Source organism: Mesorhizobium sp. NZP2077 (assembly GCF_013170805.1).
Lineage (GTDB): Bacteria > Pseudomonadota > Alphaproteobacteria > Rhizobiales > Rhizobiaceae > Mesorhizobium.
In genome coordinates this window covers 1,139,646-1,164,864 of sequence record NZ_CP051293.1, presented here as the reverse complement: position 1 = coordinate 1,164,864, position 25,219 = coordinate 1,139,646, and the positions used below count along the sequence as shown (strand labels likewise).

Annotated in this window: 21 protein-coding genes; 9 read left to right on the top strand and 12 right to left on the bottom strand. The window is 63.3% G+C overall.

The window, feature by feature from the left end; genetic code table 11:
- Positions 1 to 129: 129 nt before the first annotated feature.
- The 3 genes from HGP13_RS05630 to HGP13_RS05620 all read right to left on the bottom strand — a co-directional run bounded on the left by HGP13_RS05630 (position 130) and on the right by HGP13_RS05620 (position 3,545).
- Positions 130 to 525 carry a DUF4345 family protein gene (locus HGP13_RS05630; RefSeq protein ID WP_069090425.1) on the bottom strand — a complete coding sequence of 132 codons (396 nt, stop codon included), beginning with the start codon at positions 523 to 525 and terminating at the stop codon, positions 130 to 132.
- 95 nt (positions 526 to 620) lie between these two features.
- Positions 621 to 1,316, bottom strand: a complete 696-nt coding sequence (locus tag HGP13_RS05625; protein WP_172222562.1) for an aspartate/glutamate racemase family protein — start codon at positions 1,314 to 1,316, stop codon at positions 621 to 623.
- Positions 1,317 to 1,361: 45 nt separating this feature from the next.
- Entirely contained in the window at positions 1,362 to 3,545 is a 2,184-nt protein-coding gene (locus HGP13_RS05620; protein WP_172222559.1) for a primosomal protein N', read from the bottom strand.
- A gap of 91 nt (positions 3,546 to 3,636) precedes the next feature.
- Between HGP13_RS05620 and fsa the strand changes: the two genes are divergently transcribed.
- Positions 3,637 to 4,293, top strand: a complete 657-nt coding sequence (fsa, locus tag HGP13_RS05615; RefSeq protein ID WP_172222557.1) for a fructose-6-phosphate aldolase — start codon at positions 3,637 to 3,639, stop codon at positions 4,291 to 4,293.
- A gap of 86 nt (positions 4,294 to 4,379) precedes the next feature.
- Here fsa and HGP13_RS05610 read toward each other — a convergent pair whose 3' ends face one another.
- From HGP13_RS05610 to leuS, 3 genes are all read right to left on the bottom strand, one after another.
- Positions 4,380 to 6,962 carry a DNA translocase FtsK gene (locus HGP13_RS05610; RefSeq protein WP_172222554.1) on the bottom strand — a complete coding sequence of 861 codons (2,583 nt, stop codon included), beginning with the start codon at positions 6,960 to 6,962 and terminating at the stop codon, positions 4,380 to 4,382.
- A gap of 256 nt (positions 6,963 to 7,218) precedes the next feature.
- Positions 7,219 to 7,803, bottom strand: a complete 585-nt coding sequence (gene lptE / locus HGP13_RS05605) for an LPS assembly lipoprotein LptE (protein WP_172222551.1) — start codon at positions 7,801 to 7,803, stop codon at positions 7,219 to 7,221.
- Complete coding sequence (gene leuS, locus HGP13_RS05600) at positions 7,790 to 10,414, bottom strand: leucine--tRNA ligase (protein ID WP_172222548.1); 2,625 nt, start codon at positions 10,412 to 10,414, stop codon at positions 7,790 to 7,792. Before leuS ends, lptE begins: the two co-directional genes overlap by 14 nt.
- 155 nt (positions 10,415 to 10,569) lie before the next feature.
- On the opposite strand from leuS, the gene HGP13_RS05595 reads away from it, so the two are divergent.
- From HGP13_RS05595 to HGP13_RS05585, 3 genes are all read left to right on the top strand, one after another.
- Positions 10,570 to 11,232 carry a YggS family pyridoxal phosphate-dependent enzyme gene (locus HGP13_RS05595; RefSeq protein WP_172222545.1) on the top strand — a complete coding sequence of 221 codons (663 nt, stop codon included), beginning with the start codon at positions 10,570 to 10,572 and terminating at the stop codon, positions 11,230 to 11,232.
- 53 nt (positions 11,233 to 11,285) lie between these two features.
- The gene (locus HGP13_RS05590; RefSeq protein ID WP_172222543.1) at positions 11,286 to 11,540 is read left to right on the top strand and encodes a type II toxin-antitoxin system Phd/YefM family antitoxin; all 255 of its coding nucleotides are present in this window, start codon (positions 11,286 to 11,288) and stop codon (positions 11,538 to 11,540) included.
- 151 nt (positions 11,541 to 11,691) lie between these two features.
- Positions 11,692 to 12,741, top strand: a complete 1,050-nt coding sequence (locus HGP13_RS05585; RefSeq protein ID WP_172222540.1) for an aldo/keto reductase — start codon at positions 11,692 to 11,694, stop codon at positions 12,739 to 12,741.
- 57 nt (positions 12,742 to 12,798) lie between these two features.
- Here the strand turns inward: HGP13_RS05585 and HGP13_RS05580 are convergent, their stop codons facing one another.
- On the bottom strand, positions 12,799 to 13,704 hold the full coding sequence (locus HGP13_RS05580; RefSeq protein ID WP_172222537.1) for a LysR substrate-binding domain-containing protein: 906 nt from the start codon (positions 13,702 to 13,704) through the stop codon (positions 12,799 to 12,801).
- 139 nt (positions 13,705 to 13,843) lie between these two features.
- Here HGP13_RS05580 and HGP13_RS05575 point away from each other — a divergent pair, with 139 nt between their 5' ends.
- Positions 13,844 to 15,025: an MFS transporter gene (locus tag HGP13_RS05575; RefSeq protein WP_172222534.1), complete on the top strand. Its 1,182-nt coding sequence runs from the start codon at positions 13,844 to 13,846 to the stop codon at positions 15,023 to 15,025.
- A 59-nt stretch (positions 15,026 to 15,084) separates the two neighbouring features.
- Positions 15,085 to 16,119, top strand: a complete 1,035-nt coding sequence (locus HGP13_RS05570; RefSeq protein ID WP_172222532.1) for an aldo/keto reductase — start codon at positions 15,085 to 15,087, stop codon at positions 16,117 to 16,119.
- A gap of 49 nt (positions 16,120 to 16,168) precedes the next feature.
- On the opposite strand, the gene HGP13_RS05565 is transcribed toward HGP13_RS05570, so the two are convergent.
- Both HGP13_RS05565 and HGP13_RS05560 read right to left on the bottom strand, forming a co-directional pair.
- Complete coding sequence (locus HGP13_RS05565; protein ID WP_172222529.1) at positions 16,169 to 16,561, bottom strand: DoxX family protein; 393 nt, start codon at positions 16,559 to 16,561, stop codon at positions 16,169 to 16,171.
- 124 nt (positions 16,562 to 16,685) lie between these two features.
- Positions 16,686 to 16,958, bottom strand: a complete 273-nt coding sequence (locus HGP13_RS05560; protein ID WP_027060428.1) for an usg protein — start codon at positions 16,956 to 16,958, stop codon at positions 16,686 to 16,688.
- A gap of 303 nt (positions 16,959 to 17,261) precedes the next feature.
- On the opposite strand from HGP13_RS05560, the gene acs reads away from it, so the two are divergent.
- The 3 genes from acs to HGP13_RS05545 all read left to right on the top strand — a co-directional run bounded on the left by acs (position 17,262) and on the right by HGP13_RS05545 (position 20,984).
- Positions 17,262 to 19,217 (top strand): acetate--CoA ligase, encoded by a 1,956-nt coding sequence (gene acs, locus HGP13_RS05555; RefSeq protein WP_172222526.1) that lies wholly within the window; start codon positions 17,262 to 17,264, stop codon positions 19,215 to 19,217.
- Positions 19,218 to 19,268: 51 nt separating this feature from the next.
- A complete protein-coding gene (locus HGP13_RS05550) occupies positions 19,269 to 20,009 on the top strand; it encodes an MOSC domain-containing protein (protein WP_172222524.1) in 741 nt (246 codons plus the stop codon).
- Between the two features lie 156 nt (positions 20,010 to 20,165).
- Positions 20,166 to 20,984 (top strand): sugar phosphate isomerase/epimerase family protein, encoded by an 819-nt coding sequence (locus tag HGP13_RS05545; RefSeq protein ID WP_172222521.1) that lies wholly within the window; start codon positions 20,166 to 20,168, stop codon positions 20,982 to 20,984.
- Positions 20,985 to 21,003: 19 nt separating this feature from the next.
- Here HGP13_RS05545 and HGP13_RS05540 read toward each other — a convergent pair whose 3' ends face one another.
- The 3 genes from HGP13_RS05540 to HGP13_RS05530 form a co-directional block, all read right to left on the bottom strand.
- Positions 21,004 to 22,266, bottom strand: a complete 1,263-nt coding sequence (locus tag HGP13_RS05540; protein WP_172222518.1) for a cyclopropane-fatty-acyl-phospholipid synthase family protein — start codon at positions 22,264 to 22,266, stop codon at positions 21,004 to 21,006.
- Positions 22,267 to 22,639: 373 nt separating this feature from the next.
- Positions 22,640 to 24,001: a pilus assembly protein gene (locus HGP13_RS05535; RefSeq protein ID WP_172222516.1), complete on the bottom strand. Its 1,362-nt coding sequence runs from the start codon at positions 23,999 to 24,001 to the stop codon at positions 22,640 to 22,642.
- A 312-nt stretch (positions 24,002 to 24,313) separates the two neighbouring features.
- Positions 24,314 to 25,183 carry a transglutaminase family protein gene (locus tag HGP13_RS05530; RefSeq protein ID WP_172222514.1) on the bottom strand — a complete coding sequence of 290 codons (870 nt, stop codon included), beginning with the start codon at positions 25,181 to 25,183 and terminating at the stop codon, positions 24,314 to 24,316.
- Between the last annotated feature and the right edge of the window lie 36 nt (positions 25,184 to 25,219).

Sequence of the window (25,219 nt, the reverse complement as noted above, 5' to 3'; positions counted from 1 at the left end):
CGGCCGAAAGTCGATTGCCGTCTAGCACAGGCATTTTAAGACCGCAATGCGTCGTTCCGCATGGTTTTCAGGCACTATTGTCGCATCCGGCAAAAGACTCCCGTCTCGCGCGCCCGAATAGCTAAGGATTCAGGGCACAAAGCCGAAGGCAAAGGCGAGCGGCAATGCCGCCAGGACCAATTCCACCACAATGGAAACCCAATTGAAAGGTGTGTTGGCGCCATCCGACATCATCGACAGCAGCCGGCCGAAGGCGGTGAACAGCCAGGAGAAGCCGAGCGCCATGTAAACCAGTGGCTGCGCCAAGAGGATGCAGCACAGGCCGACGCCAAGATAAAAGCCCGACATCCTGCCGCGCCCCTCGGCGATCGCCGCTGCTTTCTCCGGCTTGGCCTGCAAACGCAGGATGCGGAAGGCCAGGCCCGGCGCCAGGAAAAACAAAAGACCGAGCAGCACGGTGAAGACGGCGCTCGACCAGGCCAGCCATTCGCCCTGGCTCGTCGGCCACGGAAGCGCAAAATCCATACTGTCCCCTCGAAATGCGTATTTTGAAATTGCGGGCATTCTAGCGGAGGAAAAAAGCCGCGCCAGATGGCATCAGGCAGTTTAGGAGAGGCGCATCAACCGAGAGCGAATTCCACCGCCGCCTCGGCATGGATGCGCGTCGTGTTGAAGACCGGAATTTCGAAATCGCCCTGTCCGATCAGCATGGTGATCTCGGTGCAGCCCATGATGATACTGTCGGCGGCCTCTTCCCGGCGCAGGCGTTCGGCCTCTTCTATGTAAGCCGTCTTCGAGGCGTCGGTGACGATACCTTGGCAGAGCTCGTCATAGATGACGCGATGCACCATGTCGCGCCCAGCGGCATCGGGCACCACTGGCGACAGGCCGTATTTGTCGGCGAGCCGGCCCTTGTAGAAATCCTGCTCCATGGTGAAGCGCGTCGCCAAAAGCGCCGGGCGTTGCAAGCCCGCACGCTTGACCGCGGCCGCCGTGGCATCGGCGATGTGGATCAGCGGGATCGACACCGCTCCCTGCACCTGGTCGGCCAGCTTGTGCATGGTGTTGGTGCACAGAAGCAGACCTTCCGCACCACCCGCCTGGAGTTTGCGCGCCGCGTCGACAAGCAGCACACCGGCACCGTCCCAATCGCCGTGATGCTGCCGCTCGGCGATCTCGGCGAAGTCGAACGACCAGAGCAGCAATTTCGCCGAATGCAGCCCGCCCAAGCGCTCGCGCACGATCTCGTTGAGCAAGCGATAGTAGATGGCAGTCGATTCCCAACTCATCCCGCCGAGAAGGCCAAGGGTTCTCATGTGATCTTCCGTTTCTCGCTGCAGCGTTTCGCCGATATCGCGACCCTACAAAAAGCTCTGCGGATCGATATCGACCTGGACCCGGACCGAGCCGCGCTGTTTCGGCCCGTTCGCCAGCATGGCGCGGATAAAGCCTTGCATGTCGGCGCGCCGTTCGCCCTGGATCAGCAGGCGGAAACGGTGACGGCCGCCGAGCAGGGACAGCGGCGCTTCCGCCGGACCCAGCACGAACAGGTCTGACGCCTCGGGCGCGGCGCGGCGCAGGCCGCGTGCATGGCCCTCGGCCTCAGCCCGCGTCACTGCGCTGATGATGACGCCGGCCAGACGGCCGAACGGCGGCAAGGCCGCCCGCTCGCGCTCGGCGATCTCGCGCTCGTAAAACGCCTCGGCATCGCCGGAGACGATCGCCCGCATTACCGGATGGTCGGGTTGAAAGGTCTGCAGCAGCCCAAGGCTCTTCTTGCCGGTGCGGCCGGCGCGGCCGGTCACCTGGCTGAGCAATTGGAAGGTGCGCTCGGCGGCACGTGGATCGCCATTGGCAAGGCCGAGATCGGCATCGACGACGCCGACCAGCGTCATGTTGGGAAAATTGTGCCCCTTGGCGACGAGCTGCGTGCCGATGACGATATCGGCCTCGCCATTGGCGATCGCCTCCAGTTCCAATCGCAGCCGCCGCACGCCGCCCATCAGGTCGGATGACAAAACGATGGTGCGCGCATCGGGGAAATGCGTGACGACCTCCTCAGCGATGCGCTCGACACCCGGGCCACACGCGACCAGATGGTCGAGCGTGCCGCATTCCGGGCAGGCTTCGGGGCGGCGCTCATTGTGCCCGCAATGATGGCAGACCAGCTGGCCGCGAAAGCGATGCTCGACCAGCCAGGCCGAGCAGACCGGACAGCCGAAGCGATGGCCGCAGACGCGGCACAGCGTCAGCGGCGCATAGCCGCGCCGGTTGAGGAATAGCAGCGACTGTTCCTTCCTTTCCAGCGTCTTGCGCATATGGTCGAGCAGCACCGGCGACAGGAAGCCGCCCCGCGCCGGCGGCGCGCGCCGCATGTCGATCGACTTCAACTGCGGCAGTGCGGCCTCGGCGAAACGGGCGGAGAGAACGGCTCTGTTGTATTTGCCTTGGCTCGCATTGACCCGGCTTTCGACCGATGGTGTCGCCGACGCCAGCACCACCGGAAAACTGCCGATGTGGCCGCGCACCACCGCCATGTCGCGCGCATTGTAGAAGACTCGGTCCTCCTGCTTGTAGGCCGGGTCATGCTCCTCATCGACGACGATCAGGCCGAGCTCCTTGAACGGCAGGAACAGCGCCGAGCGGGCGCCGGCGACGACGCGCACCGTGCCTTCCGCCACTTGTCGCCAGACTTTTTCGCGCATCCTGGGCGGCAGGTCCGAGTGCCATTCGCCCGGCTTGGCGCCGAAGCGCTGCTGGAATCGTTCGAGAAAAGCGTGGGTCAGCGCGATTTCGGGCAGCAGGATCAGCACCTGCTTGCCTTGGTCGAGGGCCGCGGCCACCGCCTCGAAATAGACCTCGGTCTTGCCGGAGCCGGTGACGCCGTCGAGCAGCGCGACATTGAACACGCCGGCCGCGACATTGGCGCGAAGCATCAGCGCCGCGTCGCTCTGGTCCGGCATCAGGTCCGGTATGGCGTAGCTGGAGTCAGGCGCGGCCACCACCGAGCGCGGCGGGATCATCACCGCCTCGAATACGCCTTGCGCCTTCAGCCCCTCGATCACCGTCGACGACACGCCTGCCGCATGGGCGAGACCCGAACGCGTCCAGGCCAGCCCACCCTCGGCCGTCTCCAACACGCGCGCCCGCGCATCAGTCATCCGGTCGGGAACGATGAGCGTTCGCTGCAGCCCCTCGATCCAGGGTTCCGGGTCAAAGGCCTCCGGCGCACGCAGCAGCATGCGCGCCACCATTCCGGGTGGTGACAGCGTGTACTGCGCCACCCAGTCGACGAAGCGGCGCATGGCGCGGTCGATCGGCGGGCAGTCGAAAACCTGTTCGATCGGGCGCAGCTTTTTCGCGTCGATATTCTCGACCGCGCCGTCCCAGACGATGCCTGCAACCTGGCGCGGTCCGAGCGGCACGCGCACGATCGAGCCCGGCACCACGCGCATGCCGGCCGGCACGGCATAGGTGTAGGGGCGTTCGGCAGGCATCGGCACCAGCACCGGTGCGGCTGCGACAAAGGGCGAATCTTCGATCATGAGGCGTGACCTTGCCCCGACTTTGGTCTAGATCAAAGAGCAACGCTGAACGTGCCTTCCCAAGCACGACGAAATCGTCAGGAGACCCACCATGAAATTTTTTGTCGACACCGCCGATATCAAGGATATCCGTGAGCTCAACGATCTGGGGCTGCTCGACGGCGTCACCACCAACCCGTCGCTGATCCTCAAATCCGGCGGCAAGATCGCCGACGTCACCAAGCAGATCTGCGATATCGTCGCCGGCCCGGTCTCGGCCGAAGTCGTGGCGACCGAGTACAAGGACATGATGGCGGAGGCCGAGGTGCTGGCCAAGATCGCGCCCAATGTCTGCATCAAGGTGCCGCTGACGCTCGACGGCCTGAAGGCCTGCAAGACGATCCGCACCCAGATGAACCGCATGGTCAACGTCACGCTGTGCTTCTCGGCCAACCAGGCGCTGCTCGCCGCCAAGGCCGGCGCCTCGTTCATCTCGCCCTTCGTCGGCCGCGTCGACGACACCGGCTCGGACGGCATGGAACTGATCCAGGAGATCCGGCAGATCTACGACAATTACGATTTCCAGACCGAGATCCTCGTCGCCTCGGTGCGCACGGTAAACCATGTCAAGCAGGCGGCCCTGATCGGCGCCGACGTCGTGACCGCACCGCCGGCGACGCTGAAGGCGCTGGTCAAGCACCCGCTGACCGACAGGGGCCTGGATCAGTTCGCTGCAGACTGGGCCAAGACCGGCCAGAAGATCGGCTGAGGTCGCATAGATCCAAACAAAAAGGCCGGGCGACCGGCCTTTTTTATTACGCGTAAAAGTAGCTCGATCGCCGAAAAGGCTGCCGATCAATCCGCGCCGTCGTCATCAGGCGCGGCCACCGGCGGGCGCCGGCCCATGATGATCTCGCGCTTGCCGACATGGTTAGGCGCGCCGACCAGCCCTTCCTTCTCCATGCGTTCGACCAGGGATGCGGCGCGGTTGTAGCCGATGCCGAGGCGGCGCTGGATGTAGGATGTCGAGCACTTCTTGTCGCGCACCACCACCTTGACCGCCTCGTCATAGGCGGCATCACTGTCTTCGGCGGCAACGGATCCCTTGTCGAAGACCGCGCCCTGGTCGTCTTCGATTTCTTCCTCGTCCTCGTCGGCGGTCACGGTTTCCAGATATTCCGGACGGCCCTGCGCCTTCAGATGCGCCACGACATGCTCGACCTCCGCATCGGAAACGAAGGGGCCGTGCACGCGCGAAATCCGCCCGCCACCCATCATGTGCAGCATGTCGCCCTGGCCAAGCAGCTGTTCGGCGCCCTGCTCGCCCAGAATGGTGCGGCTGTCGATCTTGGAGGTGACCTGGAAGGAGATGCGGGTCGGGAAGTTGGCCTTGATCGTGCCGGTGATGACATCGACCGAGGGTCGCTGCGTCGCCATGATCAGGTGGATGCCGGCGGCGCGCGCCATCTGCGCCAGGCGCTGGATGGCGCCTTCGATCTCCTTGCCGGCGACCATCATCAGGTCGGCCATCTCGTCGACGATGACGACGATGTAGGGCATCGGCGCGAGATCGATTTCCTGCTCCTCGAACAGAGGCTCGCCAGTGCCCTTTTCGAAGCCGGCCTGCACCGTCATGACGACCGCCTCGCCCTTGTCGCGGGCTTGGGCGGCGCGCTCATTGTAGCCGTCGATGTTACGCACGCCGAGCCGCGCCATCTTGCGATAGCGGTCCTCCATCTCGCGCACCGCCCATTTGAGCGCGGTGACCGCCTTTTTGGGATCGGTGACGACGGGGGTCAGAAGATGCGGGATGCCGTCATAGACGGAGAGCTCGAGCATCTTGGGATCGACCATGATCAGCCGGCACTCTTCCGGCTTCAGCCGGTAGAGCAGCGACAGGATCATGGTGTTGATGGCAACCGACTTGCCGGAGCCGGTGGTGCCGGCGACGAGCAGATGCGGCATCTTCGCCAGTTCGGCGATGACAGGCTCGCCGCCGATGGTCTTGCCCAGGCAAAGCGCCAGCTTGCAGCTGGTATTGCGGAAGCCTTGCGATTCGATCAGTTCGCGGAAATAGACGGTCTCGCGGGTCTCGTTGGGAAGCTCGATGCCGATGACGTTGCGTCCGGGCACGACGGCGACGCGTGCCGAGATCGCCGACATGGAGCGGGCGATGTCGTCGGCGAGGCCGATGACGCGGGACGATTTGACGCCCGGCGCCGGCTCGAACTCGTAGAGGGTGACGACAGGACCTGGGCGAACGTGGATGATCTCGCCGCGGACACCGAAATCCTCGAGCACGCTTTCGAGAAGATCGGCATTCTGCTCGAGCCTCTCCTGCGACATGTAAAAACCCTGCCCTTCCGGCGGCTGCTGCAGCAGCTCTTCCGAGGGAAGTTCATACGCATCGCCTGTCGTGGCCGGCACGATCTTGCCGACCAAGGGCAGCGGCGCAGACACGCGCAGGGCTGGAGTCTGCACGGCCTCCTCCACGCCCTGCGCGACCTGTGGCGGAACGCCGTTGCTGGCAGCAGACGGAATTGCAACCTTCACCCGGGTCCGTTGCGGTGCGCTGCTCGCTGCCGGTTGAACCACGGCTTGGTTCGAGTTGGCCGGGCGGACTTCCGGCACGGTCGACGGAGTCTGCTGGCCTGGAAGGCATTCGATGATCCGGAACAGCGCGGTCGGATCGGCCGTGGCGGAGCGGATGTCGACCCGTGGGGAGACGACCGGCGCTGCCGGCCGCGAAGCCGGAACCGCCCGCGGCGCCGGTAACGGGCTCTCGATCATGTAAGGCGCCATGAGTTCGAAGAAGACGTGATTGGACAGATAGGGCCAGCGTACGGTTTCGCGGCCTGGTGTTTTGGCCGGCGCCGCCATTGCCTGGGCAGACGATGCCGGTGCGGATGCACGTGCCGTCACCGCTGTCCTCGCACCCGCCGGCGCAGCAGCCCGTACATTTTCGCCAACATGCCTTGGCGGAACGGATGCCGCAGCCGGCGCTGCCCGCCTTTCTTGCATCACTGCTCCGTTGCTGGCGGGCGGCCGAGCGGCCTCCAAGGCGGAATTCCGGCGTTTCATCGTCGCCGACAGTGACGGGGAGGAGACTGCGGAGGACGTCGCGGCCGCAGCAGACTGTGCGACTGCTTGTCGCGCCGGCAGCGGATGCGGTTCGCCTTGCTCAGAGGCGATCTGGCGTGGCTGGCGTGTGCTGGTCTCATAGTCCGGCGTGCGCGTGAACCGCACATTGGGCGCCAGGAAAAAGTAGTCCTGCCAAGCCGGGCTTTCATTGCCGCCGAGATCGAGAGGTGGTGGGGAATTGCCGGCCCTGGCCGCGCCGGCCCGCTGGCCGTCCGCCTTGTTGTTCAAACGCTCACCCTCGGGATTATCGGGCGAAACTGTCAATGAATTGACCCGAGGAAAACGCTTGGATTCCATTCTCAAGACTCACGCTGAACCGACTGCTGAGCAATAGGGAGCGAGTGGTTAACAGTTGCTTCCCATCAGCACCGTTGGAGCGACCGAAATGTATCTTTCGCAGTGATGAGGGACGAGCCGGATTCGAGCCGGCGATCGTCGCCCACGATCATCCACTTATCGACAGGCGTAGGGTCGAAAGAAGGGGCTCTCGGCCCGCGCAAAGCGGGCCAAGCACAGGGCCGAGATGGCTTCTTCCGTGAAAGGAAAAGCGGCGCTAGCCAGCCTTCTTGCCGTGCCGGACCAGATCCTGGGCGATGGACAGCTGCAGGGCCTCAGCCAGTTCACGCGCGGCGCGATTTTCGGCATCGATCTGCGCCCGATACGAGGCGAATTCCTGGCGCGGCCTGTCGAAGGACGAGGTGATCGCGCGCTTGCCGACCGTGACGACGGCGCCGGTTGTCGCATCGGTCAGCGTATAGCTGGCGGTCAGTGTCACCGAACCAGCGGTCGGCTCGTCCTGATCGGTTTGGACCTGAACGAGGGCCGAGGATTCGACGGCCTCGGTCACGGTGAGATCAAGCGAATAAACCGGCGAGGCCGGTTCGCCGGCGCCGCGCCCGAAGCCGAAGATCAGATTGTTGCGCACCTGCTGGGCATAGCGCGTCTTGACCGGCTTGATGGCGATCGACGCCAGTTCGGAATTGGCTGTAGTGCTCGAGCCGGGCGACAGCGGCGCATTGGAATAGAGCGGCCGCACCGTGCAGGCCGAAACCAGCGCAAGCGAGCCGATCAGGCCGGCAACCGCGATGCGGCGCAGCAAACGGCTCCGCTCTGTCTTTTCCCGATCAGGCAACGACATTGACGATCCTCTGCGGCACGATGATCACCTTGCGCGGAGCCTTACCTTCGAGCGCTTTCTGCACGAAGTCGAGAGCCAATACCGCTTTTTCGACCGCACCTTGGTCCGCGTCGCGGGCAATTGTCAAATCCCCCCGCTTCTTGCCGTTGACCTGAACCGGATAGGTCACTTCGTTGTCGACGACCAGTGCCGGATCGAAGACCGGCCACTGCCGTTCGGCGACCAGATCGGTGCCGCCGAGCGTCTCCCAGCACTCTTCGGCCAGATGCGGCATGACCGGTGCGACCAGATGCACCAGGATCTCCACCGCCTGGCGGCAGGCGCCTTTGAGTGCCGCATCGGCCTTGCCTTCCGCCACCGCGTTGAGCGGCGTGGTCAGCACGTTGGCCAGTTCATAGATGCGGGCGATGGCACGGTTGAAGCCGAGCTTCTCGATGTCCTCGCCGACGGCCTTCAGGATCTTATGCGTGGCCTTCGAGACCGCTCCCGCCTCACCGGCGTCAGCCGCGGCAGGCTTGACGTCGGCCAGCGTCTCGGCCGCAGTCGCTACCAGCCGCCAGATGCGCTGCATGAAGCGATGCGCGCCGGCGGCGCCATCATCGGTCCATTCGACGTCGCGCTCGGGCGGCGAATCCGACAGCATGAACCAGCGCGCCGTGTCGGCGCCGTAGCCATCGGTGATGTCTTCCGGGCTCACCGTGTTCTTCTTCGACTTCGACATCTTCTCGAGCGGGCCGATGGTAACGGTCTCGCCGGTGGCGATGTCGAAGGCGCGGCGTTCGCCGTCGAGGCCCTCCAGCCGCACCTCGGTCGGCGCCAGCCAGCGGCCATTCGATGCCGATCCGACACGATAGGTCTCGTGCACCACCATGCCTTGCGTGAACAGGCCCTTGAACGGCTCGGCCAGGTCGACATGGCCGGTCTCGCGCATGGCACGGGTGAAGAAGCGCGAATAGAGCAGATGCAGGATCGCATGCTCGATGCCGCCAATATACTGGTCGACCGGTAGCCATTCATTGGCCGCCTTGGGATCGGTCGGCTCGTGCGCCCAGGGCGCAGTGAAGCGGGCGAAATACCAGGACGAATCGACGAACGTATCCATCGTGTCGGTTTCGCGCCGCGCATCCCCACCGCATTGCGGGCACTTCACATGCCGCCAGGTCGGATGCCGGTCGAGCGGATTGCCCGGCCGGTCGAAATCGACATCATCGGGCAGCTTGACCGGCAGGTCGGCCTTCGGCACCGGCACCACGCCGCAAGCCTCGCAATGGATCATTGGGATCGGGCAGCCCCAGTAGCGCTGGCGCGAAATGCCCCAGTCGCGCAGGCGGAAATTGACCTTGCGCTCGGCCATTGGCCGGTTGCCGATCGTCTTCTGCTCCAACAGCTTCGCCACCTCGTCGAAGGCGCGGTCCGGCTCCATGCCGTCGAGGAAGCGTGAATTGATCATCACGCCGTCGTCGACATAGGCTTCTTCGGTGATCTGGAAGGTCTTCGCGTCGGCACCCTCCGGCATCACCACGGGGATCACCGGCAGGCCGTATTTGTTGGCGAAGTCGAGGTCGCGCTGGTCGCCGGACGGGCAGCCGAAGATGGCGCCGGTGCCGTATTCCATCAGCACGAAGTTGGCGACGTAGACCGGCAGCGTCCAGTTGTCGTCAAAGGGATGGACGACTCGGATGCCGGTGTCGAAACCTTTCTTCTCGGCCGTCTCCAGCGCCGCCACCGAAGTGCCCATATGGCGGACCTCGTCGATGAACTTCGCCAGCTCCGGATTGGTCTCGGCGGCTTTTTTGGCCAGCGGGTGATCGGCGGCGACGGCCATGAAGGAGGCGCCGAAAATGGTATCGGGCCGCGTCGTGTAGACTTCCAGCTCATGCTCGCCGGCGATGTCCGAGGCCAGAGGCCAACGGATCAGCAGGCCTTCCGAACGGCCGATCCAGTTCTGCTGCATCAGCTTCACTTTCTCGGGCCATTCGTCGAGGCCGTCGAGCGATTCCAGCAGGTCCTGCGCAAAATCGGTGATCTTGAAGAACCACTGCGTCAGCTCACGCTGTTCGACCAGCGCGCCCGAGCGCCAGCCGCGCCCATCGATGACCTGCTCGTTGGCGAGCACCGTCATGTCCTCCGGGTCCCAGTTGACCTTGGAGGATTTGCGCGTCACCAGCCCCTTCTCGACGAAATCGAGGAACAGCATCTGCTGGCGGTGGTAGTAATCGACATCGCAAGTGGCGAATTCGCGCGCCCAGTCCAGCGACAGGCCCATGACCTTGAGCTGCTCGCGCATGGTAGCGATGTTCTGGTAGGTCCATTCCTTGGGGTGAACCTTGTTCTGCATAGCCGCGTTTTCCGCCGGCATGCCGAAGGCGTCCCAGCCCATCGGGTGCAGCACGTTGAAGCCCTTGGCCCGCTTGTAGCGCGCCACCACATCGCCCATCGTGTAGTTGCGGGTGTGGCCGATATGGATGCGCCCCGACGGGTAGGGAAACATCTCGAGCACGTAGTATTTCGGCTTCGGGTCGTCATTGTGCGCTTCGAACAGCTTCTTCTCAGCCCAGGCCTTCTGCCATTTGGGCTCTGACGCACGCGGGTTGTATCGTTCGGTTGCCATGGGACGTTTTTCACTTAAAAGCAGGCGCGAACCGCGGGCGACAGCTCGGCGGTTCAGGGAATGTGGTCCGGGTGTTCACCATGGTTTGGCAAACCCGTCAACCATATGGGCATCGCGGCGGCTAAAAACGCGAGTCAAAACAGCGGGATTTGCATATGGGTGAAACCGTTCAGCAGTTTTTCGCGGTCAAGGCGAAGATCGCCGCCGCCGAGCAGGAGGCCCGCCGCGAAGCCGGCGCGGTGACGCTGGTCGCCGTCTCCAAGACCTTTGACGCCGCCGACATCCAGCCGGTGATCGAGGCCGGCCAGCGCGTCTTCGGCGAGAACCGCGTCCAGGAGGCGCAAGGCAAATGGCCTGATCTGAAGCAGGCCTTTGCTGATATCGAACTGCATTTGATCGGTCCGCTGCAATCGAACAAGGCCAAGGAAGCAGTGGCGCTGTTCGACGTCATCGAAACGGTCGACCGCGACAAGATCGCCGCCGAACTCGCCAAGGAAGTTGCCCGGCAGGGCCGCACCCCAAAACTCTATGTCCAGGTCAACACCGGTTCCGAGCCGCAGAAGGCCGGCATCGAGCCCCGCGACGCCGTGGCCTTTGTCGCCCGCTGCCGCGATGTCCACGGCCTCGCCATCGAAGGCCTGATGTGCATCCCGCCGGCGGACGAGAACCCCGGCCCGCATTTCGCCCTGCTGGAAAAGCTTGGGCGCGAGGCCGGCGTCGCCAAACTGTCGATGGGCATGTCCGGCGACTATGAGACGGCGATCGCCTTCGGCGCCACCAGCGTCCGCGTCGGCTCGGCGATTTTCGGCAGCCGGTAGGCCCTCTGCCGCGTCTGATATATGCTTGCCAAGCTATTCAGCGAGCAGTCCTCATGAACTGGGATATTCAGAGCGAAAAGTGCAATCTCTCGAAGCTGTTGAGGCAGTTGCGAGAAAGAGGGCCGCAAACCATTACCGTGCACGGAAAGCCAGTTGCCGTCGTATTGGCTGTTGAGGACTATGAACGGCTGATCGGGGCAAAACCTTCGCTTGCGGAACATCTTCTTTCCGGTCCCGGGTGGCATGACGACTTCGCCGAGGAGGTCAATCGTCGCTCAAATACGATGATCCGGGTCATCGATCTCTGACAAATTCTGACACCACCATCATAAATGCAGCGGTCGTGACGGTCGCCCGAGGATGGTCCAGCTTGAAAAGGTCCATTGCACCACCACTGGAAACGAAACGCACCGTTCCTATTTGGTTTGTGTCATCAAATAATCTCCTGGAGCCTTCGCCATGCGTTATAACCAGCTTGAAAATACGGGTATGTTCGTCTCCGAACTGTGCCTCGGCACCATGACCTTCGGCGCCGCCGGCGAAAATGCCCAATGGGGCCTGATCGCCAGCCTCGACCAAAAGGGCGTCAATGAGATTGTCGGCCGCTCGATAGCCGCCGGGGTCAATTTCTTCGACACCGCCGACGTCTACTCCTTCGGTCAGTCCGAGCGCCTGCTCGGCCAGTCGCTTAGGGATCTCGGTGTCGCCAGGTCGAGCGTGGTCATCGCCACTAAGGTCCACGGCGCCAAGGGCCAGGGCCCGAACGAGCGCGGCTCCTCGCGCGGCCACATCATGGATTCGGTCGATGCCGGCCTCGAACGGCTGCAGCTCGACCATATCGATCTCTATCAGTTGCACGGCACCGACGCCGTCACGCCCATCGACGAGACGCTAAGGGGACTCGACGATCTCGTTGCCAGCGGCAAGGTCCGCTATGTCGGCGTGTCGAACTGGGCGGCGTGGCGCATCGCCAAGGCGCTCGGCATCGCCGACCGCAAGGGCTTCGCCCGCTTCGAGACCATCCAGTCCTATTATTCGATCGCCGGCCGCGACCTCGAGCGCGAGATCGTGCCCCTGATCAACGAGGAAAAGCTCGGCCTGATGGTGTGGTCGCCGATGGCCGGCGGCCTGCTCTCCGGCAAATACGGCCCCGGCGCGCCTGGCAATGGCGAGGGCCGCCGCGCGTCCTTCAACTTCCCGCCGGTCAATGAGGACCGCGCCTGGGCGGCCGTCGCCGTCATGCGCGAGATTGCAAAAAAGCATGATGTCAGCGTCGCCACGGTGGCGCTCGGCTATGTCCTGGCCAAGCCTTTCGTGATGAGCGTGATCATCGGCGCCAGCCGCGTGGACCAGCTCGAGCAGAACCTTGCCGCCACTGAAGTGAAGCTCGACGCGGACGATCTCGCCAAGCTCGATGAGGCCAGCGCGCTCCCGTCCGAATATCCCGGCTGGATGCTGGAGCGCCAGGCGGCTGGCCGGCGCCCTGCCCCCTTCGTGCCGAAGGCCTGATCGTCATCGAACTTGCTCGAAAGCCGCGTGCCCATCGGTGCGCGGCTTTTGATTTCGTCAGAGCCGCACGGTCTCGGCCAGGAAATCGAGAAAGGCCCGCACTCGCGCCGGCAGGTGCCGGCCCTGACCGACATAGACGGCGTGGGTCGCCTCCTCGTCGCCCGGATTGAAATCCTCCAGCAGCGCCACCAGCCGCCCGGCGGCGATATCGGCCGCCACGTGCCAGCACGCCAGCCGGGCAATGCCCGCTCCGGCCAGCGCCATCAGCCGCATCGCCTCGCCGTCGCTGACCAGCGTGTTGCCGGTGATCGGGATCACGATGGCGCGGCCCTCCGCGTCGCGGAACGGCCAGCCGTCGATATGCCTGACGAAGCCGAAGCCCATGCGGTTGTGGCCGTCGAGATCGGCCGGCGTCAGCGGTATGCCATGCGTTTCGAGGTAGGAGGGTGCCGCAACCATGACCACAGGACTCTGCCCGAGCTTGCGCGCCACCAGCCGTGATTCGCCGAGCGGACCGGCGCGGATGGCGACATCGGCGCGTTCGGCCATCAGGTCGATGACGCTGTCGGTCAGCACCAGATCGACCGAAATTTCGGGATAGCGTTCGAGGAAACCCGGCAACAGCGGGATCAGCCGGTGCACCCCGAACGGCACATAGGTGTTGACGCGCAGCCGCCCACGCGGTGCGGCACCCGCCGCCGCCTCGCGCTCGGCTGCCGCCATATCGGCCAGGATGCGCAGCCCGCTTTCATAGAACGCGGTCCCCTCAGGCGTCAGCTGCAGCTTGCGCGTTGAGCGGCTGACCAGCCGCGCGCCAAGCCGGGCTTCCAGCCGCGCGATCAGTTTGCTCACCGCCGACGGCGTCATGCGCAGCGCACGCGCGGCGGCGGAAAAACTGCCCGCCTCGACGACGCGGACAAAAACTTCGATCTCGCCCGAGCGGTTGATGTCGGATCTCGCCATCTGTGAATCTATTTCACAGAAAATGTGCCCAATGCAAGTCTGGTTCACAATGCATGGCGACACGATCTTTCGGGTCGGGGCGCGGGTTTGGACAAGGCGCTCGTCGGCTTAACGGGCCGTCTTGGAAGTGGAAACAGCCATGCCTCTTGCTCTCTATGCCCTCGCTGCCGGTGCCTTCGGCATTGGTGTCACCGAATTCGTCATCATGGGTCTGCTGCTCGATGTCAGCAAAGATCTCGGCGTCTCGATCTCGGCCGCCGGCCAGCTCATTTCGGGCTATGCGCTCGGCGTCGTCATTGGCGCGCCCTTACTCACCATCGCCACCGCCAACTGGCCACGCAAGACCGTGCTTCTGGCGCTGATGGCGATCTTCACGCTGGGCAATCTCGCCTGTGCGCTGGCGCCAGACTACTGGACGCTGATGGGCGCCCGCATCATCACCGCCTTCGCTCATGGCACCTTCTTTGGCGTCGGCTCGGTCGTCGCCACCGGCCTGGTCGCGCCCAACAAGAAGGCCTCGGCGATTGCGCTGATGTTCACCGGGCTCACCATCGCCAACATCCTCGGCGTACCCTTAGGCACCTGGCTCGGCCAGGCCTTTGGCTGGCGCGCCACCTTCTGGGCAGTGACGCTGGTCGGCCTGGCGGCCTTCGCAGTCATCCTGGCTCTGGTGGCGCGCAGCCAAGAGGCGCCCGAGAAGAGCGATCTGGGCACCGATCTTGCCGTGCTGCGCCGTACGCCCGTCCTGCTCGGCCTCGCCACCACCGTGCTCGGCTATGCCGGCGTCTTCGCCGTCTTCACCTACATCGCCCCGCTGCTGACCGAGATCAGCGGCTTCAAGGAAGCCGCCGTGTCGCCGATCCTGCTCGTCTTCGGTGGCGGACTCATCGCCGGCAATCTCGCCGGCGGCAAGGTCGCCGACCGCTGGCTGGTGCCGGCCGTGCTGGGCAGCCTCGTTGTGCTGGCGCTGGTGCTGGCAACCATGAGCTTTGCCATCCACAGCCAGGTCATGGCCGTCATCTATGTCGGCCTGCTCGGGGCCGCCGCTTTTGCCACCGTGGCGCCGCTGCAGATGTGGGTGCTGGACAAGGCGCAAGGGGCGGGCCAGAGCCTTGCCTCATCCTTCAACATCGCCGCCTTCAATCTCGGCAACGCCGCCGGTGCCTGGCTTGGTGGCGCGGTCATCGCCCATGGAATGGGGCTCAGTTCACTCACCTGGGTCGCCGCCTTGCTGCCGGTCGCAGCGCTCGGCGTGGCGGGATTGGCCCTGCGTATCGATCGTAGCAATGCGCTCGGCGCGCCTGTCTCCGTTCGGTCCTGACGCTCGTTAGCCAACCGGATCGTTTAGACATCTCTTTCCAAACTACCAGGAGTAAGAAAATGGATTATCGACGTCTCGGCACTTCGGGCCTGAAAGTGCCCGCACTCTCGTTTGGCGCGGGAACCTTTGGCGGCTCCGGCCCGCTGTTCGGCGCCTGGGGCAACAGCGACGCCGTCGAAGCGCGGCGGCTGATCGACATCTGCCTGGAAGCCGGCGTCAATCTGTTCGACACCGCCGACGTCTATTCGAGCGGCGCTTCCGAAGAGGTGCTCGGCGAAGCGTTAAAAGGCCGCCGCGATGCCGTGCTGATCTCGACCAAGACCTCGCTGCCGATGGGTGACGGCCCGGCCGACTACGGCTCTTCGCGTTCGCGGCTGATCAAGGCGGTGGACGCCGGGCTGAAGCGCCTCGGCACCGATTACATCGACCTGTTGCAACTGCACGCCTTCGATGCCGGCACGCCGATCGAGGAGGTGCTGTCGACGCTGGACGACCTCGTACGCGCCGGCAAGCTGCGTTATGTCGGCGTCTCCAATTTCTCCGGCTGGCAAGTGATGAAGTCGCTGGCCGAGGCCGACAAGCACGGCTACCCGCGCTACGCTGCGCATCAGGTCTACTATTCGCTTGTTGGCCGCGACTATGAGTGGGAACTTATGCCGCTCGGCCTCGACCAGGGCGTCGGCGCGCTGGTGTGGAGCCCGCTCGGCTGGGGCCGCCTGACCGGAAAGATCCGTCGCGGCCAACCACTGCCGGAAAAGAGCCGGCTGCATGACACGGCAAGCTTTGGCCCGCCGGTCGAGGACGAGCATCTCTACCGGGTGATGGATGCGCTTGACGCGGTGGCCGAGGAGGCCGGCAAGACCGTGCCGCAGATCGCCATCAACTGGCTGTTGCAGCGCCCGACCGTTTCCTCCGTCATCATCGGCGCCCGCAACGAGGAACAACTGCGCCAGAACCTCGGCGCCGTCGGCTGGTCGCTGACGCCGGAGCAGGTGAAGAAACTCGACGCGGCAAGCGAAGTCACCGCACCCTACCCGTATTTTCCCTATCGGCGGCAGGAAGGCTTTGCTCGGCTGAACCCGCCGGCGGTCTGACATTTCCTTGCCTGGGTCGTGTACCGCACGGCCCGGGCCCCGGAGTGCCCTATCCCCAGATCGGCCAAAGTGCCGGATGGCCGCTACCGATCAGGGCGATGACGATCAGGCAGACGATCCAAAGCGCCGGATATTCCCAGCCACCGCCTGCATTGGTGAACCAGAAGCCATTCTTGCCGTGAACGAGCACGATTGTGCCCAGCATGAGGGGAATGAGCAGGATGGCCGCCAGCCGCGTGGCCACGCCGAAGATCAGGCCGAGGCCGCCGGCTGTTTCGGCGGCGATGGAGATCAAGCCGAAATAACCGGGCACGCCGAGCGACTGGAAATAGTCGGTTGTGCCCTTGGGCGTGAAGACGAAGTATTTCAGATAGGCATGGGCAAGAAACAGGCCGCCGACGCTGACCCGAAGCAGCAGCGCGGCATAGTCGAAGGCGGTCATGTCCGTTCTCCCGATCGCGGACGCCGCCCTGGGCACCTTGCCTTGCCGCGCCGCCGGGAAAGGATAGCCGACGGCAGCTTTGCTGTCGCCGCACGAGAATGGAAACAGACCGTCTGCAACGTCGTCAGTGCAGCACGAACTCGCCATCCACCTTGCGCCATTCATTTGGCGCGATCAGTTTCTGGTGCGTGTAGACGACCGAGTGCAGTGGCCCGTCCAGCTTGGCTTTCCAGAATTCGATGAACCGGATCAGCACCGGAAACTTCGGCGCCAGGTCGTAGTCCTGCCAGATGAAGCTCTGCAGCAGATGCGGATGGTCGGGGAAGTGATAAAGAATCTTGGCCGTGGTCAAGCCATAGCCCTTGAGCATCAAGTCCATTTCGGAATGGTCGCGCATTGCGGTCCCCAGGTTGATTCTCCTGTCCTCCCACAACTGATTGTGCGCGCCGTTGATTAACCGTCTATTGATTTTTTCTTCATTGAAACCGGGTTTAACATGAGAAAACATGCAGTTAGCAGCGAGCCTGTGCGAGTGCTGACAGACACTCAGGAAGCCACCTGCGGCATCCCGCCACGCGAATCCAACGTCTAATATTGCCGTCACCGCGTAACTGTTAATAATGCGCGCGAATTCGCGGCCGCGTCGCCGCGATCCCGTTGGCGGTCAAGCCGGCGGTTTGGTTCGGGAGGAAGTAACGAAATGTCCGAGGTTCATGTGCACCGCGTCCAGCCGGCGTGGAAGAAAAACGCGCTGATCAACAATGACACCTACCTGAAGTGGTACGCCGACAGCGTGAAAAATCCGGACAAGTTCTGGGGCAAGCACGGCAAGCGCATCGACTGGTTCAAGCCCTACAGCAAGGTCAAGAACACCTCCTTCGACGGCAAGGTCTCGATCAAGTGGTTCGAGGACGGGCTGACCAATGTTTCCTACAATTGCATCGACCGTCACCTGAAGAAGCGCGGTGACCAGACCGCCATCATCTGGGAAGGCGACAACCCCTACGACGACAAGAAGATCACCTACAACGAGCTCTACGAGCATGTCTGCCGGCTCGCCAATGTGATGAAGAAGCACGGCGTCAAGAAGGGCGACCGCGTCACCATCTATATGCCGATGATCCCGGAAGCCGCCTATGCGATGCTCGCCTGCACGCGCATCGGCGCCATCCATTCGATCGTCTTCGGCGGCTTCTCGCCCGACGCACTGGCCGGACGCATCGTCGACTGCGAATCGACCTTCGTCATCACATCGGATGAAGGTCTGCGCGGCGGCAAGCCGATCCCGCTGAAGGAGAACACCGACAAGGCCATCGACATTGCCGCCAGGCAGCATGTGATGGTCAAGAACGTCGTCGTCGTGCGCCGCACCGGCGGCAAGATTGGCTGGGCGCCGGGCCGTGACGTCTGGTACCACGACGAGGTCGCGACGGTGAAGGCCGAGTGCAAGCCTGAAAAGATGAAGGCGGAGGATCCGCTGTTCCTCCTCTACACTTCAGGCTCGACCGGCAAGCCGAAGGGCGTCCTGCACACCACCGCCGGCTATCTCGTCTATGCCTCGATGACGCACCAATATGTCTTCGACTATCATGACGGCGATATCTACTGGTGTACCGCCGATGTCGGCTGGGTCACCGGCCACAGCTACATCGTCTATGGCCCCCTCGCCAACGGCGCCACCACTCTGATGTTCGAAGGCGTGCCGAATTACCCGTCGCAGTCGCGCTTCTGGGAAGTCATCGACAAGCACAAGGTCAACATCTTCTACACCGCGCCGACGGCGCTGCGCGCACTGATGGGCGCCGGGAACGATCCGGTGACGAAGACTTCGCGCAAATCGCTGCGCGTGCTCGGCTCGGTCGGCGAGCCGATCAATCCAGAGGCCTGGGAGTGGTATTTCAACGTCGTCGGCAACGGCAAGGTGCCGATCGTCGACACCTGGTGGCAGACCGAGACCGGCGGCATCCTGATCACGCCGCTGCCCGGCGCCACCGACCTCAAGGCAGGCTCGGCGACGCGGCCCTTCTTCGGCGTCAAGCCGCAGCTGGTCGACGGCGAAGGCAAGGTGCTGGAAGGGGCGGCCGACGGCAATCTCTGCATCACCGATTCCTGGCCCGGCCAGATGCGCACCGTCTATGGCGACCATGACCGTTTCGTGCAGACCTATTTCTCCACCTACAAGGGTAAGTACTTCACCGGCGACGGCTGCCGGCGCGATGCCGATGGCTATTACTGGATCACCGGTCGCGTCGACGACGTCATCAACGTCTCCGGCCATCGCATGGGCACGGCCGAAGTCGAATCGGCGCTGGTCAGCCATGACAAGGTCTCCGAGGCCGCCGTCGTCGGCTATCCCCACGACATCAAGGGCCAGGGCATCTACAGCTATGTCACCTTGATGAAGGGCGTGGAGCCGACCGAGGAGCTGCGCAAGGAGCTCGTCGCCCATGTCCGCAAGGAGATCGGCGCCATCGCCTCGCCCGACAAGATCCAGTTCTCGCCCGGCCTGCCCAAGACGCGCTCAGGCAAGATCATGCGCCGCATCCTGCGCAAGATCGCCGAGGATGATTTTGCCGCCCTTGGCGATACATCGACACTCGCCGATCCGGCCGTCGTTGACGATCTCATCGCCAACCGGCAGAACAAGAAGGGCTGAAAACGACTGGTCAGGGTCGCGGGGAAGCCCGGCCAAAGAGAGACCAGCGGAATGAATGATGTCGGCACCGTTGCTGAGCTCTGGCGCTATCCGGCGAGTTCGCTCGCCGGCGAGCGTCAGGACGCCGTCGTGGTCGGACCGGCGGGCATGGCGGGCGACCGCATGTTCGGCCTCGTCGATACCTCGGACAACGAGATCGCGCGGCCCGACCGCGAGGCGAAATGGCACAAGGTGCCGCGCATCCGCACCCGGCTGACCAATGATCGCGAACTGGAGATCGCCATCCCTGACGGCGACTGGCTAGGCGCACCCGGCGCCGCATGCGACCGCGCCATATCGGCCTATCTCGGCTTCGCTGCCTCGATCCGGCCGTTCGGCCGGGAGAATGCGCCACCGGCCTACGCCGGTCCGGTCACCGCGGCCCGCTATGCCAAGGCGCCGATCCATCTCTTGACCACGGCCTCGCTGGCGCGCCTGAAGGCGCTGCATCCGGATGGCGCCGCCGACCCGCGCCGCTTCCGTCCCAACATCGTCGTGGATATGGCGGCGGTCGACGGCTCGTTTCCCGAAACCGAATGGATCGGCCGCAAGTTCGCCATCGGCGACCTGCTGCTGACCATCTCCGAACCATGCCGCCGCTGCGGCTTCACCATCATCGGCCAGGACGGCTTCGAGCACGATCCCGGTATCCTGCGCAACCTGGTCCGCCACAACGCGCACAATCTCGGTGTCTATTGCACGGTCGACCGGCCGGCCCGCGTCGAGATCGGCGCGCCGATGCGCTTCGTCTAGATCCCGCCGAGCCGCGTTGCGGCGGCATGCCGCCTGCATCTCACCTGGAGGCTTGGCACAGCGTGTAATACGCATGACAGAAAACGGCGTCATACAGCCCTCGGCGCGATCCGTCTTGCCGCCCGACACCTTGAAATCAAACCCCTCGGAGTGCCTATGACTTCCCTGCCCGTTCTTGGCGCTGCCATGACGCTCGACGACCTCGAAATCCATCGCGACTGGCTGTTCGAAAAGCAGCGTGACCTGGAACTGCAGAGCTTCGCCGAGGCTGACGTCCTCAATGGCGACTGGGCGCCGCTCGCCGCCCGCGCCAACAAGCTCCTCGACGGACATGAAGGGCGGCTCGGCATTCACGGGCCTTTCTGGGGCTTCACCATTGCCTCGCAGGATCCCGATATCCGTAGTGTCGTCAGCAAACGTCTCATCCAGGGTATCGAGGTCTGCGCTGCCATCGGCGCGACGCATATGGTCGTTCACAGCCCCTACACGACCTGGTCCTATAACAATCTCGACAACAATCCCGGCGAGCGGGAGAAAATAATCGAGTACTGCCATCTGACGATGCGCGATGCCGTCCGGCGGGCTGAGAACATCGGCTGCACGATGGTCCTGGAGAACATTGAGGACAAGGATCCGCATATTCGCGTGGCGTTGGCCGACAGCTTCAACTCCCCTGCGGTTGCCGTCTCGATAGACACTGGCCACGCCTACTATGCCCATGGCTCGACCGGTGCTCCGCCGGTAGATTACTATGTGCATGCTGCAGGCAACCGCCTGCAGCACATCCATTTGCAGGATGCCGACGGCTACGCCGATCGTCACTGGAGCCTCGGCGAAGGCACGCTTCCATGGCGCTCGGTCTTTGCCGCGCTGGCGAAACTCGAAAGCAATCCGCGCCTCATCATCGAGATCAGGGACAAGTCCAAGATCCCCGCTTCGGCGGCTTACATCGCCTCGCTTGGCATCGCCGAGTAAGGCGCGAGCGTGTCTCGCACTACCGGTACAGATCGGCCCGCGTCGGCGGCAGACCGCTCTGGCCCCGCGCGCGCTTGGTGACGACGGTCTGGAAAATTTGCGCCGAACCGCGATCGAAAGTGATCGAACAGCCGGTCAGGTAAAGCAGCCAGAGCCGCGCCTTGGGTTCGCCGACCTCGGCGATCGCCTCGTCGAAGCGGGCATGCAGGCGCTCGGCCCACAGCCTGCATGTGCAGGCGTAATGCTCACGCAGATTCTCGACGTCGGCGACGAGAAAGCCGTGCGCCTCGAGATTGCCTGTTGTCATGCCGATCGTGTCGACCTCGCCGCCGGGGAAGATGTATTTGATCAGCGCCTTGTATTCCGCGCCCTTGCGCAGCGTCTTGCGCGTGGCGCCCTTGCCGCGCCTTGTGATGGCGTGGTGCAGATAGATGCCACCCGGCTTCAGCAGCCGGTGGACGGTCGAGAAATAGGTGGCGTGGTTGGCGAGGCCGACGGCCTCGAACATGCCGATCGACGAGATCTTGTCATAACTGCCGTCGAGCTCGGTATAGGACTTGATGTCGATGGTGATCTTGTCCTCCAGCCCCTCGGCGCTGATGCGCTCGCGCGCCAGACGGGTCTGCTCCTCCGACAGCGAGACGCCATGGCCGATGGCGCCATAATGCTTGGCGGCATGGATCAGCATCGCGCCCCAGCCGCAGCCGATGTCGAGCAGCCGGTCGCCCGGCTTCAGCCTCAGCTTGCGGCAGATATGGTCGAGCTTGTCCTGCTGCGCCTGGTCGATGCCATTGGCGAAATCGGTGAAATAGGCACAGGTGTAGACCATGCGCTCATCGAGGAAGAGCCGGTAGAAGGCGTTCGAAATGTCGTAGTGATGTTCGATCGCCTGCTTGTTCGAACCGCTGACAAAGGGATTGCGCCCGGCCAGATCGGCTCGTTTCGTCATCTGCCGTCGCGAGAACAGGACGGCTGGCAGGTCGCGCAGGATCGCCAGCTTCGGCAACGCTTTGAGCCTCAGCTTTCCCTGTGACGGCAAGGCGTAGAGATCGAACAGCGACCCGTCCTCGACGTCTATGGTCCTGGAAATCCACATCTCCAGCAGCGTCGAGAAATTCGGCCGTCGGGCCAATTGCCAGACGATGTCCTGATCGTTGATGGCCAGCACCGGACCGCTGGCGGGACCGATCCGTTCCCCGGTCCACAGCCTGACGGCAAAGCCCGGCTTCAGCGCCTCGATCACCGTTCGAACGATGCGCGCAGCTCTTTCGGTGGCATCCATGCTCGTTCCCCCACGGCCCGATGCGCAATCTTGTCCGTTTGAGCCGTGGATCGCAAGCCGAAGCACGGGATCAGGCTAGACGCATTTTTCCGACAAGGCGCCTTTTTCAGCATGGCACTTGTCATTTGCTGCGACGCACCCCATCATGAGTGTGTGTTCAACAAATCGAAAGGAGGTGATCCGATGTCGAGTGATTTCGTTTTCCAGAACGTGGCCTCAGCGGATTGCACTTTCGGGAAGCAGTCTTCCCGTTAAGGCGCGAGATGCGCGGCGGGTGACCCACAGGTCGCTGCCACAGGCCGCGCCATGGACGGAAACACGGAAGGCCGCCGGCTTCGAAAGAAGCGGCGGCCTTTTCCTTTTGCGCCAAGCCCTACTTCGTCAACGCGAGGGTTTCGATGTTGCGGGCGATCGTCTGAAAGGCCGTATCCAATTCGACGCCGTCGGCGGCCTGGTAAAAGTGCTTGACCGAACCCGTATCTGGGCTGGCACAGGTCTGTAGTGTCGTGGCTGCGTTGGCTTCGTCGAGTTTGAAGCCGATCGTGAATATCTCTATGCCCTTGTCGCGCATGGCGGCACAGAGTTTTGTCGCCGCCGTGCGGGTCGTTTCCTTGCCGGCATCATTGTAAACCTCGTTAACGCTGGTGGCGTCGAAATAGGACAGGTTGAATTCGCCGTCCGTCATCAGGATCGCATACTTGCCAACTTTCTTCGGATCGGCCTTTGCAGGCCGCTGCGACGCATTGAGCACGCTTCCCCAGCTTTCCGAGAGCATGTACCAGGTCCATTGGACGCCGATATGGCCGGCGGTGCCGCCTGAAGCGACAAGATCCTTGATGACATTCTTGAGCGTGGCTGCGTCGGCCGTCAAAGGCACCAGCGCTGCGACCGGGCAAGCCGCAGTGCGTGTGTTTGCGGCAAAGCTCGACAACAGATAGTCGCGATTGACCATGCTGGAGTCGGGACCCGCCTCCGAATATTGGTCGGCACCCTTGCGTTCGGTGGCGCAATTGTCGGGTCTCGGCGACGCTGAAGCAAGTTGGGCGCTTGCATTGCCGGGCGCTTGCTTGCGCTGGCTGGCGTTGGTTTCGACGTAAACGCTGCTGGCGGCAAGCTGACCGGTATTGACCGAATTGGCATACGGCACGATCGAAACGCGCACCCGTGGCTTGTTCGGATCCTGGCTGCCCAGGAAACTGTCCACCGCATTGGCCGCTGCGGTCTTCAGGTCCTTGATCTTCTGACCGGCCATCGATCCGGTCACATCGAGCATCATCGCCACTTCGATGGTCTTGTCGGAGTAAAGCGATGTCGTCGAAGCAGTCACGCGCTTCGTGTCGCCCATCCCAAAGATCGGGAAGAACAAGGCCACATCGACATGGACGTCCGCCTCCACCGTTTTGGCGATCTTGTCGACGATCAGATTGTCGAGCACGATCTGGTCGGGCTGCAGAATGCCCGCCGTGCTGTTGGCCACGAGAAAGTTCTGCACTGCCTTGTTGGCATCGGCTTCCTTGATGACCCCGGTCGTCAGGTCGCGCGCTGTCGACGTCACCGCCGCGTCGACCACGCCCTGCAGGCTCGATCTGGCGTTGTAAAGCTGTGAGATGTTGACCGAGAAGCCGCCGGCTAGCGCCAAGACCGAGGCAGCAAAGCCGAACAGGACCGCGAAATTTCCACCGCGATCTCTGGCGAACCCGCCGACCGCGTGAACAAGACCCCCGTAATTTCGCATCCAACAGCCTCCGCTTGCCTCGGCCTCGTCGCCGCAATGAGGGCAATGCAGGATTCCAGCCGGACGAAGCCCGTCCTGCGTCAGAACGAGACAAACGATCTCAACCTGTTGTTTTTGTTGGATTTCTCTCTTAGCGAAGGTGAATGGTAAGTAAACGGGGAAACGCGACTTTGGCTGCGTTTACGGACCGCTTACCATGCTCGGATCAAAGCAGTCGCCGAATGCTCAACGCCGTCCTGTTGCGGCACAGGGTCTATGTGCCGCAACGGGCCAACTGTCCCGAGATTGCGGGACGCGAAACGGTGCGAAGGACTACGCCAGCACCTGCGCGCTGGCCGTCCGGTCGATGCCGTGATGGGGCGGGTTGAACAGATTGCCTTCCTGTTCATAGGTCCACACCTTGAACAGGCTGAGCCGGTGCGGGCCGAAGCTGTGCAGCAAAGGCACGTCGGTGGCGTCGCGGCCGCGCGCGATGACGACGCGGCCGGTCCGGGGCCGGTTGTGGCGTGGATCGAACGTGTACCACTTGCCGTCGAGGAAGACTTCCATCCAGGCCGAGAAATCCATCGGCGCCGGATCGACCGGCACGCGGATGTCGCCGAGATAGCCGTTCACATAGCGCGCCGGAATGTTCATGCAGCGACAGAGCGTGATCGCCAGATGGGCGAAGTCGCGGCAGACGCCGACCCGTTCCTCATGCGCCTGAGCCGCCGTGCGGGTCGAACGGGCATAACCGTAGCCGAACGACAGCCGGTTGTGGACATAGTCGACGATCGCCTGCACCCGCGTCCATCCTGCAGGGACCTGACCGAACAATTGCCAAGCCATCCCACTGAGATGATCGGTCTCGCAATAGCGGCTGCCCAAGAGATAGATCAGCGCGTCGTCGGGCAACTCAGCCACCGGCACTTCCCTGGCGAGCGTATTGACCTCATCAATCTCGCCACTGTCTTCGACGACGGCATCATAAAGGATACGAAAGCCGCCGGCGGGAGCGGTAAAGCGGCGGCAGGCGTTGCCGTGCACATCCTGGTAGAGCTTCGTCGGCACCGAGGGCGATGTCAGCACCCGCGTCTGCCGCTTGATATCGGCCTGCCTGTCCTTGTGGATCTCGAGCAGCGAAATCACCGGAGTGGCCTCAATGCATTCGATGGCTATTTCGTAGCCGAGCCGGATCAGCATTGCAGGTCCCCTTCGATCGTCATGGAAACAGTTTTG

Coding starts and splice junctions, on each gene's coding strand:
- HGP13_RS05630 (WP_069090425.1), bottom strand. CDS start 525: ATGGATTTTGCGCTTCCGTGGCCGACGAGCCAGGGCGAATGGCTGGCC.
- HGP13_RS05625 (WP_172222562.1), bottom strand. CDS start 1,316: ATGAGAACCCTTGGCCTTCTCGGCGGGATGAGTTGGGAATCGACTGCC.
- HGP13_RS05620 (WP_172222559.1), bottom strand. CDS start 3,545: ATGATCGAAGATTCGCCCTTTGTCGCAGCCGCACCGGTGCTGGTGCCG.
- fsa (WP_172222557.1), top strand. CDS start 3,637: ATGAAATTTTTTGTCGACACCGCCGATATCAAGGATATCCGTGAGCTC.
- HGP13_RS05610 (WP_172222554.1), bottom strand. CDS start 6,962: ATGGAATCCAAGCGTTTTCCTCGGGTCAATTCATTGACAGTTTCGCCC.
- lptE (WP_172222551.1), bottom strand. CDS start 7,803: ATGTCGTTGCCTGATCGGGAAAAGACAGAGCGGAGCCGTTTGCTGCGC.
- leuS (WP_172222548.1), bottom strand. CDS start 10,414: ATGGCAACCGAACGATACAACCCGCGTGCGTCAGAGCCCAAATGGCAG.
- HGP13_RS05595 (WP_172222545.1), top strand. CDS start 10,570: ATGGGTGAAACCGTTCAGCAGTTTTTCGCGGTCAAGGCGAAGATCGCC.
- HGP13_RS05590 (WP_172222543.1), top strand. CDS start 11,286: ATGAACTGGGATATTCAGAGCGAAAAGTGCAATCTCTCGAAGCTGTTG.
- HGP13_RS05585 (WP_172222540.1), top strand. CDS start 11,692: ATGCGTTATAACCAGCTTGAAAATACGGGTATGTTCGTCTCCGAACTG.
- HGP13_RS05580 (WP_172222537.1), bottom strand. CDS start 13,704: ATGGCGAGATCCGACATCAACCGCTCGGGCGAGATCGAAGTTTTTGTC.
- HGP13_RS05575 (WP_172222534.1), top strand. CDS start 13,844: ATGCCTCTTGCTCTCTATGCCCTCGCTGCCGGTGCCTTCGGCATTGGT.
- HGP13_RS05570 (WP_172222532.1), top strand. CDS start 15,085: ATGGATTATCGACGTCTCGGCACTTCGGGCCTGAAAGTGCCCGCACTC.
- HGP13_RS05565 (WP_172222529.1), bottom strand. CDS start 16,561: ATGACCGCCTTCGACTATGCCGCGCTGCTGCTTCGGGTCAGCGTCGGC.
- HGP13_RS05560 (WP_027060428.1), bottom strand. CDS start 16,958: ATGCGCGACCATTCCGAAATGGACTTGATGCTCAAGGGCTATGGCTTG.
- acs (WP_172222526.1), top strand. CDS start 17,262: ATGTCCGAGGTTCATGTGCACCGCGTCCAGCCGGCGTGGAAGAAAAAC.
- HGP13_RS05550 (WP_172222524.1), top strand. CDS start 19,269: ATGAATGATGTCGGCACCGTTGCTGAGCTCTGGCGCTATCCGGCGAGT.
- HGP13_RS05545 (WP_172222521.1), top strand. CDS start 20,166: ATGACTTCCCTGCCCGTTCTTGGCGCTGCCATGACGCTCGACGACCTC.
- HGP13_RS05540 (WP_172222518.1), bottom strand. CDS start 22,266: ATGGATGCCACCGAAAGAGCTGCGCGCATCGTTCGAACGGTGATCGAG.
- HGP13_RS05535 (WP_172222516.1), bottom strand. CDS start 24,001: ATGCGAAATTACGGGGGTCTTGTTCACGCGGTCGGCGGGTTCGCCAGA.
- HGP13_RS05530 (WP_172222514.1), bottom strand. CDS start 25,183: ATGCTGATCCGGCTCGGCTACGAAATAGCCATCGAATGCATTGAGGCC.